General features: G+C 63.4%; 9 protein-coding genes. 6 read left to right on the top strand and 3 right to left on the bottom strand.

Annotated elements, in window-relative coordinates; all coding sequences use genetic code 11:
- Positions 1-305: 305 nt before the first annotated feature.
- The 3 genes from arsB to ACTZWY_RS15665 form a co-directional block, all read right to left on the bottom strand.
- Entirely contained in the window at positions 306-1,382 is a 1,077-nt protein-coding gene (gene arsB / locus ACTZWY_RS15675) for an ACR3 family arsenite efflux transporter (RefSeq protein WP_444791645.1), read from the bottom strand.
- An 87-nt stretch (positions 1,383-1,469) separates the two neighbouring features.
- A complete protein-coding gene (locus tag ACTZWY_RS15670) occupies positions 1,470-2,345 on the bottom strand; it encodes a lysophospholipid acyltransferase family protein (protein ID WP_444791644.1) in 876 nt (291 codons plus the stop codon).
- 68 nt (positions 2,346-2,413) lie between these two features.
- Positions 2,414-3,016: a DUF1285 domain-containing protein gene (locus ACTZWY_RS15665; protein ID WP_444791643.1), complete on the bottom strand. Its 603-nt coding sequence runs from the start codon at positions 3,014-3,016 to the stop codon at positions 2,414-2,416.
- A 75-nt stretch (positions 3,017-3,091) separates the two neighbouring features.
- Between ACTZWY_RS15665 and ACTZWY_RS15660 the strand changes: the two genes are divergently transcribed.
- From ACTZWY_RS15660 to ACTZWY_RS15635, 6 genes are all read left to right on the top strand, one after another.
- Complete coding sequence (locus ACTZWY_RS15660) at positions 3,092-4,099, top strand: AAA family ATPase (RefSeq protein WP_444791642.1); 1,008 nt, start codon at positions 3,092-3,094, stop codon at positions 4,097-4,099.
- Positions 4,096-4,992 (top strand): DUF58 domain-containing protein, encoded by an 897-nt coding sequence (locus tag ACTZWY_RS15655; RefSeq protein ID WP_444791641.1) that lies wholly within the window; start codon positions 4,096-4,098, stop codon positions 4,990-4,992. The genes ACTZWY_RS15660 and ACTZWY_RS15655 overlap by 4 nt, the downstream gene beginning before the upstream one ends.
- Positions 4,992-7,760: a DUF4159 domain-containing protein gene (locus tag ACTZWY_RS15650; RefSeq protein WP_444791647.1), complete on the top strand. Its 2,769-nt coding sequence runs from the start codon at positions 4,992-4,994 to the stop codon at positions 7,758-7,760. The genes ACTZWY_RS15655 and ACTZWY_RS15650 overlap by 1 nt, the downstream gene beginning before the upstream one ends.
- A complete protein-coding gene (locus ACTZWY_RS15645) occupies positions 7,757-9,832 on the top strand; it encodes a hypothetical protein (protein WP_444791640.1) in 2,076 nt (691 codons plus the stop codon). Before ACTZWY_RS15650 ends, ACTZWY_RS15645 begins: the two co-directional genes overlap by 4 nt.
- A gap of 161 nt (positions 9,833-9,993) precedes the next feature.
- The gene (locus tag ACTZWY_RS15640; protein WP_444791639.1) at positions 9,994-11,148 is read left to right on the top strand and encodes an ABC transporter permease; all 1,155 of its coding nucleotides are present in this window, start codon (positions 9,994-9,996) and stop codon (positions 11,146-11,148) included.
- The gene (locus ACTZWY_RS15635) at positions 11,148-11,927 is read left to right on the top strand and encodes an ABC transporter ATP-binding protein (RefSeq protein WP_444791638.1); all 780 of its coding nucleotides are present in this window, start codon (positions 11,148-11,150) and stop codon (positions 11,925-11,927) included. Before ACTZWY_RS15640 ends, ACTZWY_RS15635 begins: the two co-directional genes overlap by 1 nt.

The raw sequence follows: 11,927 nt of genomic DNA, 5'->3' as shown, positions 1-11,927 counted from the left end.
TTTCACCCGCCCCGCCCCCGCGCTGGGGCACGATGATTAGCGCAAGTGGCGCAAATCTATGATCCCGCCCCAAGCTTATGTCATCATCGGCATCAAGAAGTCAGATCATCGCGCGCGACTGCCCAAAGCCGCGACGTGCTACAATAGGGTCAAAAGCGCGTTGCCGGATTGCGGCACGTCGCGGCTTGCAACGAGTCAACAGCATGTCGCGGGCATGGCGCCTTGGGAACCGGGCTAAACAGTGACGCGCCCCGTTCCGGGGCAGGACGCAGACGGCGCATCAGTCGAATAATCATGCGCCACCATCACGGGCGCGGTCGGTCTTTTGGCGCGCGGATCGGCGTTTCATCACGCGGGAACCAGTGGCGCGTGCGGTTGGCGAACCACACAAGCGACAGCATCACCGGCACCTCGACCAGCACCCCCACCACAGTGACCAGCGCAGCAATAGAGTTCAGGCCGAACAGGCCAATTGCCACCGCCACGGCCAGTTCAAAGAAATTCGATGTGCCAATCATCGCGCAGGGCGCCGCCACCTTATGGGGCACGCGCCACGCTTTTGCCGCCCAATAGGCGACAGCAAACATGCCGTAGGACTGGATCAGCAGCGGAATGGCGATGATCACAATAATCAAAGGCCGATCAAGGATCACATCACCCTGAAAACCGAACAACAGCACAACTGTAGCCAGAAGCCCCAGCACTGAGAAGGGTTTGACCCGCGCGGTAAACACCCCCACGGCCGCCTCGGCCTGGGCAGGGGCGCGCGCGCCGCGTGTCAGCCACAGCCGCGTCAGCACCCCCGCGCCCAGTGGCACCACGACATATAGCACCACCGACAGGACCAGCGTTTCCCACGGAACGGCTATGTCGGTGACGCCAAGCAAAAGCGCCACGATGGGCGCATAGGCAAAAACCATGATCACATCATTGAGCGACACCTGCACCAGCGTATAGTTCGGGTCCCCCCTGGTCAGCTGCGACCAGACGAATACCATGGCCGTGCACGGGGCCGCGCCCAACAGGATCATGCCCGCGATATACTGGCCGGCTGTGCCCGGTTCGATGAAGGGCGCGAAGAGATGCTCGAAAAACAGCACCCCCAGCGCCGCCATGGTGAAAGGCTTGATCAGCCAGTTGACTGCCAGCGTGATGATCAGCCCCTTGGGGCGTTCATGCACCCGCGCCAGGGACGTAAAATCAACCCCCACCATCATCGGATAGACCATGAACCAGATCAGCACCGCGACCACAAAATTGACCGAGCCGTATTCAAGCGCCGCAAGAAAAGCCACAAGCCCCGGCGCAATCTGGCCAAGCCCCAGCCCCGCAAGAATGGCAAGGGCAACCCAGACGGACAGGTAGCGCTCAAATACAGGCATGATGGTCTTCTTCTTTTTGTTCTTTTCAAGGACGGCAGCGGTTCAGGACCTCAGCATGCGGGTTCAGCCCCGCCAGCGCAAGCGCACTCAGACCTCCCCCCAACGCCGAAGCATCCAATACCATTGGTCGGGGTTCGCCATGATCCGCGCAGACAGGCTGTCATTGAATGCGCGGGTCATGGAAACCGCGTCAGTATGGGGGATTGGGGGTTCAAATTCCACCCGAAAGCTGTTCCCGTCATCCGCGCGAATTCCATATGCCGGGATCATGGGCAGGCCATATTTCAGGGACAATTGCGCGGCCGACAGGGATGTGAAGGCATCATGCCCCAGAAACGGCAATCTGATTCCTTCGGCGTATTTTTCATCCAGCAGAATGGACACAATGCCACCGCTGCGCAAATGCCGCACCAGCGCCATGGTTCCCACGCGGCCAGTGGCCAGAATGGGCTTGCCGCCCGCTTCGATACCAGCGCGCAACCGGCGCTCATAATGGCGGTTTTTGTTGGGACGATACACTGCGCCACTTTCCATCCCGTGCATCTTGATTACGGCGCGCACCGCTTCCCATTGCCCGAAATGGCCGGACACGATGATTGCCCCCTTGCCAGCGGCATGCGCCTGTTTCAGCGCCTCCAGTCCGGGGCCAGAGGCGTGGAATTTATGGTGCTGGGTCTGGAATTCGGCATCATGGTAAATCTCAAACAGGGTCCGGCCCATTTGCTTGCCCATCTCCTGCCCAAGCTTTGCGCGTTGGGCGCGCGGCATGTCGGGGAAAACCCGTCTGGCCTCGCGGTCAAAGCGCCGTCTGGCCGGGGGAAACCAGCGCATGACCACGCCCAATGTGGTCCCCAACCCGCGCGAACGCATGTCAAAGGCCCGCCACCGCAGAACAGTCAACGCCGACCACAGCGGGAAGTAGCGCACATGATGCAAAACTGATTTCAGGGATGTCGAGAACATGGCCTTATATGATCTGGTTTTGGGACAAAACCAACCCCAAACCCCACATCGCGCACAGGCAGTGCAAGCTAGGGCAATTCGTCTGACGCAATGACCGGAAAGAACACCCCGCCCGACCACAGCCCGAACCAGCGCGCGTCCTCATGCGTGGTATGGGTGCACAGGTCCACCATCCGGTAGAAACTTTTGCGGTCGATCAGGGCCTCCAGCCCGTTGCGGACCATGACATAGGGGGCGGGTTCGCCCGTTTCGCGGTCGCGCGCCATGCGCAATGGATGCGCCGCGCCCGCACTCAGCACATCCCCCACATTGGTGGTAAAGACCAATTCCTGATCCCTGCCCGCCCCTTCTACGCTGAAATCCACCGCGACAAACGGGGCGTCATCAACGGTGATTCCCACCTTTTCAACAGGGGTAACAAGGAAATATTTGCCATCTTCCAATTTCAGGATGGTCGAAAACAGCCGCACCAAGGCAGGCCGGCCAATGGGCGTGCCTTGATAAAACCATGTCCCGTCGCGGGCGATCCGCATGTCCAGATCCCCGCAAAACGGCGGATTCCACAAATGCACAGGGGGCAAACCCGCCCCGTTGCTGGCCGCTTGCGCGGCCTGCGCCAGCGCAGTTGCCGACGGGGTCACGCTATTTTGTTCATCAGATGTTTTTGTCATTGGCCGCCTATGCGATATGTCACATTCTGATAGATAGTAGTTTCACACGAAAAATCACCCGCAAGGAGCGCCCCGATGAGCACAGAAACAGACCTGATCGCCGCGATCGAGGCTTTGGGCGACAAACTGGCGCAGGCGCGGTCCAGCATCAACACCCGTTTTATTGGCCAGAAAAACGTTGTTGACCTAACGCTTACGGCAATGCTGTGTGGCGGGCACGGGCTGTTGATTGGCCTGCCGGGCTTGGGCAAGACGCGGCTGGTGGATACATTGTCCACTGTCATGGGCCTGAAGGGCAACCGCATCCAGTTCACCCCCGACCTGATGCCTGCCGACATTCTGGGGTCCGAGGTGCTGGACATCTCCGAGGATGGCAAACGCGCCTTTCGCTTCATCGAGGGGCCGATTTTTTGCCAGTTGCTGATGGCAGATGAAATCAACCGCGCCAGCCCCCGCACCCAGGCCGCGCTGTTGCAGGCCATGCAGGAAGGCGAAGTCACAGTGGCGGGCGCGCATCACAGGCTGGAACGCCCCTTCCATGTGTTGGCCACCCAGAACCCGATTGAACAAGAAGGCACCTACCCGCTGCCCGAAGCGCAGCTTGACAGGTTTCTGGTGCAGATTGATGTTGTCTATCCCGACCGCGACACGGAACGCGATATCCTGATGGCCACCACCGGGCTGCAGGATGGCACGGCCCATCAGGTGTTCAGCGCGGCTGAATTGCTGGACGCGCAGGCGCTGTTGCGCCGCATGCCCGTGGGCGCGGGCGTGGTGGATGCCATCCTTGATCTGGTGCGCGCCTGCCGCCCTGACGAACCCGAAGCCCATGACGCCGTGCGCGATTGTGTCAGCTGGGGGCCGGGGCCACGCGCGGCACAGGCCCTTATGCTGACGGTGCGCGCGCGCGCCCTGCTGGACGGGCGGCTTGCCCCCGGTCTGCATGATGTCGCAGCCATGGCGCGCCCGGTGCTGTCGCACCGCATGGCGCTGGGCTTTGCTGCGCGGGCGCGCGGGGAAAACCTGGGGGCCATCATTGACCGCGTCGCCGCAACCGCCACCCGACTGGAGGACGCGGCTTGACCGGTCCCCAAACCGAAACCCCACAAGCCATCCTGCGCAGCCGTGCCGAAGGGCTGGCCGCCCCGCTGCCTGCCCTGCTGGCACAAGCCGAACATCTGGCGCAATCCGTCCTGCCCGGTGCCCATGGGCGCAGGCGCGCGGGCGCAGGCGATGAATTCTGGCAATACCGGCCTGCAACTGCGTCCGATTGGGGCGCAAGGATCGACTGGCGGCGCTCGGCGCGGTCAGATACGCATTTTGTGCGCGAAACCGAATGGCAGGCCGCGCAGGCCGTCACCCTATGGGTGGACCAGTCGCAGGCCATGGCGTTCTCGGGCCACAAGTCCCGCGCGCCAAAGGCTGATCGCGCAAGGGTTCTGGCGCTTGCGCTGGCTGTGCTGTTGCTGAAAGGGGGCGAACGCGTGGGGCTTATGCCCGACATGCCGCCGCGCGCAGGGCGCGCGCAGCTTGACCCGCTTGCCGCGCATCTGGCGGGCGACACTGTGACCGATGACTACGGCACCCCGCCCATGTCCGTGCTGCCCGCCCACAGCCAGACCGTGTTCCTGTCCGACTTTCTGGGCGACCCCGCAGGGGTGCAAAGCGCCGTCGGGCGCGCAGCAGATCGCGGCGTGCGCGGCGCGCTGGTGCAGATTCTGGACCCGGCCGAGGAAGCGTTTCCCTATCAGGGCAGGTCCATCTTCACCTCCATGGGGGGGGGGATGCGGCATGAAACTCTGCGCGCTGCGGATTTGCGCGCCCGCTACCGCGACAGGCTGGCCGAACGCAAGGATATGCTGGCAGGGCTGGCGCGTGCGACTGGCTGGCATATGTTGACCCATCACACTGACCAGCCCGCAGGCCCGGCCCTTATGTGGCTGTGGCAACAGCTGGACGCAAGGCGGGCCATGTGATGGTGACATTTGGCCCGATCGGGTTTGCCACCCCTGCCCTGCTGCTGGCGTTGCTGGCACTTCCGCTGCTGTGGTGGCTGTTGCGCGCGGTGCCGCCTGCGCCCGTCATCCGGCGGTTTCCCGGCGTGGCGCTGCTGATCGGACTGAAGGACGAAACATCCGAAAGTGACCGGACACCGTGGTGGCTGCTGGTGCTGCGGGCATTGGCCGTAGCCGCGCTGATCCTTGCCTTTGCCGGCCCGGTGCTGAACCCGCAACCCGCGCGCGACGGCACCGGGCCTGTGTTGGTGCTGACAGATGCAAGCTGGGCCAGCGCGCGGGACTGGCCGCAGCGTCAGGCGCGCATGCGCGACATTGTTACCGAAGCAGGCCGCACGGGCCGTCCGGTGGCCGTGGTGGCGCTGACCGACCTGCCAGCGGGCGCATTGACCTTTCGCGCCGCAGATCACTGGCTGGAACGCCTGCCCGCGCTTGCGCCCGCGCCCTTCATCGCCGATACGGAAAACCTGCAGGCATGGGTTGATGCCCTGCCGGACATATTCGACAGCTATTGGCTGTCGGACGGGCTGGACCACGCCTACCGGCCCGCGCTGCTGGACGCGCTGCAGGCACGCGGCGATGTGACAGTGTTTGAAACATCGCGCCCCGTGCTGGCGCTGGCCCCGCCTGTGCTGCAAGATGGCGTGGTGCAGATTACCGCACACCGCCCCGCTGCCATGGGCGAACAGGACATCCAGATCACCGCCACCGGACGCGACCCTGCGGGGGTGGAACGGGTGCTGGCCACCGGCACAGCCCGCTTTGACGAGGACAGCACCACAGCCAAGCTGGACCTGACGCTACAGCCGGAATTGCGCAACCGGATCACACGTTTCCAGATCGCGGGCGAACGCAGCGCAGGCGCTGTGGCCTTGACTGATGATGCGCTGCAACGGCGCAAGGTTGGCTTGCTGACCGGCCGCGAAGGCCGCGAGGGGCTGGACCTGTTGTCGCCCTTTTTGTATCTGCGTCAGGCCCTTGGCCCCGTATCGGAACTCATCGAAAGCGCGTCTGTCGACGATCTGCTGCTGACGGCCCCCGATGCGCTGATCCTTGTCGATATTGCGCAATTGTCCGAAGTTGAATCCGCGCAAGTGCTGGATTTTGTCAATGATGGCGGGTTGCTGCTGCGCTTTGCGGGGCCGCGACTGGCGGCAAGTGATGTCGCGCGCGCCGATGAGGACCCGCTTTTGCCGGTGCGCCTGCGCATTGGCGGGCGCACAGTGGGCGGCGCCATGAGTTGGGGGGAACCCCGCCGTTTGCGCGATTTCGCGGCGGAATCGCCTTTTGCGGGGCTGTCTGTCCCTGATGATGTGACCATCAGCGCGCAGGTTCTGGCCCAGCCCGACCCCGGTCTGGCCGAACGCACCATCGCATCGCTTGCCGATGGCACACCGCTGGTGACGCGAAAATACAGTGGCAGCGGCCAAGTGGTGCTGATCCATACCACCGCCAATGCAGACTGGTCCAACCTGCCCTTGTCGGGCTTGTTTGTCGACATGCTGGAACGGCTTGCGCTGTCCACCCGCCCCGCTGCGCCCAGCGCGCAGGATCTGGCAGGCATGGACTGGCAACCCGCGCGCGCGCTGGACGGGTTCGGACAGGTGCATGACGCCAGCACCGCCCCCGTGGTGGCGGGCACTGCACTGGCGGCGCGTGCCTTCGGGCCGGACCTGCCCCCCGGCGTATATTCCAGCGCGGCGGGCAGTTTCGCGCTGAATATCGGCGCGCAGGACATGACCCTTCCCACCAGTCGCTGGCCCGCCTCGGTGGTGCTGGAACGCGACAGCGTGGCGCAGGAACGCGACCTGAAAGCGTGGTTTCTGCTGCTGGGGATCGGGGTCTTATGGCTGGATATTCTGGCCGCGCTGTGGCTTTCGGGGCGCTTGCGGCGCGGCAGCGGGGCAATAGCGGCGCTACTTGCGGGGGCGGTGTTGGCCATAATGTCCCCCCACCAGGCCAGCGCTGACGATGACCGGCTGGCACTGGCGGCCACATCGGATGTGGTGCTGGCCCATGTGCTGACGGGCGATGCGCGCATCGACACAGTTGCGCAGGCGGGCTTGCGCGGGTTGGGCCGGGTGTTATTCCAGCGCACATCTGTTGAACCGGCCAGCCCCATCGGGGTGGATCTGGAACGCGACGAACTGACCTTCTTTCCCTTCATCTACTGGCCCATCACAGAAGACACGCCCATTCCGTCAGACGCGGCCTATGCGAAACTGAACCGCTATTTGCGCGGCGGCGGGATGATCATGTTCGACACGCGCGATGCCGAACTGGCCGGGCTGACACGCACCACCCCCGAAGCGCGCCGCCTGCAGGCCATCGCCCGCCCGCTGGACATTCCGCCGCTGGAACCTGTGCCCGATGACCATGTGCTGACGCGCACCTTCTATCTGTTGCAGGAATTTCCGGGCCGCCATACCGGGCGCGATGTCTGGGTGGAAGCCGCCCCCCCCGATGCTGAACAGGCCGACGGCATGCCGTTTCGCAACCTCAATGACGGGGTGACACCGGTTATCATTGGCGGGCATGACTGGGCGTCGGCATGGGCTGTGGATGAAGCAGGCCAGCCGATGTTCCGCATTGGCATGGGCATAACCGGCGAACGGCAACGCGAGATTGCCTATCGCTTCGGGGTCAACCTGATTACCCATGTGCTGACCGGCAACTATAAATCCGATCAGGTGCATGTGCCCGCCCTGCTGGAAAGGCTGGGGCAATGACGGGCGGCGCGCAGGAAATCATCTTCGACCCGCTGGTGCCGGTGCTGGCGCTGTGGGTGCTGGCCGGGCTGGCCGCGGCGCTGGTTGCGCTGGCGCTGTGGCAGGGGTTGCGCGGCTGGTGGTTGCGCGGGCTGGCGGCGCTGGCGGTGCTGGCGGCGCTGGCCAATCCCTCCTTGCAGGACGAAACCCGCGACGCCTTGTCCGACATTGCATTGGTCATGGTGGATGACACAGCGTCAAACAGGATCGGGGGCCGCGATGCCCAGACCGAAGCGGCGCTGGCGCATCTGGAAGCCCGGTTGGGGGAACTGGCCGTGGATACACGCATTGTGCGGGTTGCGGACAGCACGGGCAACGCGGGCACGCAATTGAACACCGCCCTGGCCGAAGCGCTGGCGGACCTGCCACGCGACCGGCTGGCCGGTGTCTTTATCGTGTCTGACGGGCAGGTGCATGACGCAGACCTGCCGCTGTCGATGCCCGCGCCCGCACATTTGCTGCAAACTGGCCGCGCCAGCGACTGGGACCGCAGGCTGATCATTCGCAATGCGCCTGCATTTGCCATTATCGGGGAACCCGTCACCCTGACGCTGCGGATCGAGGATCAGGGCGCAGTTCCCGCCACCACTTCGCGCTTTACAACCCTGCGCTACGCCATTGACGGCGCCCCCGCACAGACCGCGACAGTGCCCACAGGCGAGGATCTGGAACTGACCGTCACGCTGGAGCGTGGCGGCATGAATGTCATCCAGTTCGAACTGGATGACGCGCCGGGCGAACTGACGGACCGCAACAACGCCGCCATTGTTCAGATCAACGGCGTGCGCGACCGGCTAAGCGTGCTTCTGGTGTCGGGCGAACCCAATGCAGGCCAGCGCACCTGGCGCAACCTGCTGAAATCCGACCCTGCCGTTGATCTGGTGCATTTTACAATTCTGCGCCCGCCGGACCGTCAGGACGGGGTGCCGGTTGATGAATTGTCGCTGATCGCCTTTCCTACACGCGAACTGTTTGTCGAGAAAATTGATGATTTCGACCTGATCATCTTTGACCGCTATCGTCGGCGGGGCATTCTGCCAAATGCCTATTTCAGCAATATCGCGCGCTATGTGGAAGAAGGCGGCGCGCTTTTGGTTGTGGGCGGGCCGGAACTGGCGGGCGCAGAGTCAATCTGGCGGTCCCCATTGGGGGATATATTCCCCGGCCAGCCCACGTCGCGGGTGATAGAACAAGGGTTCCGCCCTGAAGTGACGGAGCTGGGCCAGCGCCACCCTGTGACTGCGGGCCTTGAAGACCTGGCCCCTGTATCAGAGGATGGCACCCCCGCATGGGGGCGGTGGTTCCGTCAGGTTGAACTGGACCCGCAGCGCGGTCAGGTGGTCATGTCCGGTGTCGCGGACCGCCCGCTGCTGATGCTGGACCGCGTGGGCGCGGGCCGGATGGCGCTGCTGGCTTCCGACCAGACATGGCTTTGGGACCGGGGGTTTGAAGGGGGCGGGCCGCAACTGGAATTGCTGCGCAGGCTGGCCCACTGGATGATGGGTGAACCCGAACTGGAAGAAGAAACCCTGACCGCAACCGCCGAAGGAAACCGCATCACTGTTTTGCGCCGCAGCCTGCGCGACAATGTGGGGGCCGTCACGGTCACGGCACCGGACGGCACGCAAACTGTTCTGGACCTGACCGAGGATGCGCCGGGCGAATACCGCGCGCAACTGGACGCGCCGGAAACCGGGCTATACCGGCTGGATGACGGGGAACTGGACGCAGTGGTGGCCCTTGGCCCCAGCGCCCCAAGGGAATTTGAGCAAACCATCGCAACCGCCGAGCCGTTGCGCCCGGTGATTGATGCGCAGCGCGGCGGCGTTGTGCGGCTGGAAGATGGCGTGCCTGATTTGCGACTGGTGCGCGAAGGGCGGCTGGCTGCAGGGCGCGGATGGCTGGGGCTGACACCGCGTGACGCCTATATCACAACCGAATTGCGCAACACGGCCTTGTTGCCTGCTTGGCTGTGGCTGGCGTTGGCGGCGGGATTCGCGCTTGGCGCATGGCTGCGCGAGGGGCGCACTTAATCCGGGGGTGAATTATGGGAATTTGTGCTTAAACAGCCACAATTTCCATGCTGCGGGCTGTATTCCCTGCCCACTGCCATGGTGACGCTGCACGACGCCCGCTATATGGGGGGGCGAAGAACAGGTTCCGGACAACCGCAAACATATCAGGGGGCGTTCATTTGGCCGAGGCACCACCGATTGGTGAGAACGCGCGCACAGGCAGCGCCAAGCCTGCTTTCGGGCTGGAACAACAGGGCGATATCTGCGTTTTGCGCGGCGAACTGACCGTGCGCACCCTTGGCGCGGCCCTGCCCCGGATTCTGGCGCTGAAAGGTGATGCGCTGGTGCTGGACCTAAGCGGGCTGACACGGTTTGACACCTCTGGCGCGTGGGCATTGCTGAAGCTGCGCGAACAGCAGCAATCGGCGGGGCATGATGTCACGCTGCACGCCCAAAGCGCCGAACAAGAAGCGCTTATCACGCGCGTCGAACAGGCCATTCCCGACATGCCCGCCCCGGACAGCACACGGCACGGCATCCAGCATTACCTTGCGGTTGTCGGCAAGGCTGTGGTCGGTGTGGGCCGGTTTCTGGCGGAAATTCTGGCCATGCTGGGGGTGTTTCTGGCACGTCTGGCCTATCTGGCGCGCCATCCGTCGCAATTCCGGCTGACAGCGCTGATTTATCATGCCGATCAGGTGGGCTTGCGCGCAGTGCCCATTGTGTCGCTTATGGCCTTTCTGATCGGGGTTGTGCTGGCGTTTCAGGGGGCGGTGCAGTTGCGCCAGTTCGGCGCTGAAATTTTCGTGGTCGACCTGATTGCAATTTCCATCCTGCGCGAATTGGGCATTTTGCTGACCGCCATCATTGTGGCGGGGCGCACGGCGTCCAGCTTTACTGCCGCCATCGGGTCCATGAAAATGCGCGAGGAAATCGACGCCATGAACACGCTGGCCATCGACCCGGCCACAGTGCTGTTTGTGCCGCGCATTCTGGCACTTTTGATCACCCTGCCGATTTTGGGAATGATCGCCAATGTCATGGGCCTGTTTGGCGGAGCGCTGATGTCATGGATTGAACTGGGCATATCCCCCGCCATGTTCCTGACGCGCCTGATTGAGGATACCAGCATGGACCATGTGCTGGTGGGCTTCGTCAAAGCGCCGGTTTTCGCGCTTATCATCGGGGTGATCGGGTGCCATGCGGGCACGCAGGTGGGCGGCAATGCCGAAAGTCTGGGCCAGCAGACATCGGCCGCCGTGGTGCGCGCGATTTTTGCCGTCATCGTGGCCGATGCGCTGTTTTCCGTATTCTTCGCGATGATGGATATCTGATGGAACGTGACGTGGTCATCCGCCTTCGGGGCATACGCACGCAGTTTGGCACGCAGGTTGTCCATGATGACCTGAACCTTGATGTCTATCGCGGCGAGGTGTTGGGCGTTGTGGGCGGGTCGGGGACCGGTAAATCCGTGTTGTTGCGCTGCATTGCTGGACTGCGCCCGCCCCAGGCAGGGACGATCAGCATTTTCGGACAGGATGCGCTGCATTGCACGGAATCCCAGCGCCGCGCCATTGACCAGCGCATGGGCGTCATGTTTCAGGATGGCGCGCTGTTTTCCAGCCTGACCGTGCGCGAAAATGTGGAAGTGCCCATGCGCACAGTGCCGGGGCTAAGCGCGGATATGCGGCGCGACCTTGCAGACCTGAAAATCTCCATGGCGGGGTTGCCGTATATTGCGGGGGATAAATTCCCGTCCGAATTGTCCGGCGGCATGCGCAAACGCGCCGGTCTGGCGCGCGCGCTGGCGCTGGACCCCGAAATCGTGTTTCTGGACGAACCAACCGCCGGGCTGGACCCCATCGGCGCATCGGCTTTTGATGAATTGATAAACGGGCTGTCCCAAAGCATGGGGCTGACCGTGTTTCTGGTCACCCATGATCTGGACACGCTACATGCCACATGCGACCGGATTGCCGTTCTGGCCGAAAAGAGGGTGATGTATACCGGCACGATGTCCGATATGCTGAACGTTGACCACCCGTGGGTGCACGAGTATTTCCACGGGCCGCGCGCACGCGCCGCGCTGGATACGAAAGAAAGGATCGCCTGA

The sequence above is a fragment of the Roseinatronobacter sp. NSM genome (assembly GCF_052379845.1).
Lineage (GTDB): Bacteria > Pseudomonadota > Alphaproteobacteria > Rhodobacterales > Rhodobacteraceae > Roseinatronobacter.
The sequence above is the reverse complement of the archived record's forward strand: the minus strand, read 5'-3'. Positions and strand labels throughout refer to the sequence as shown.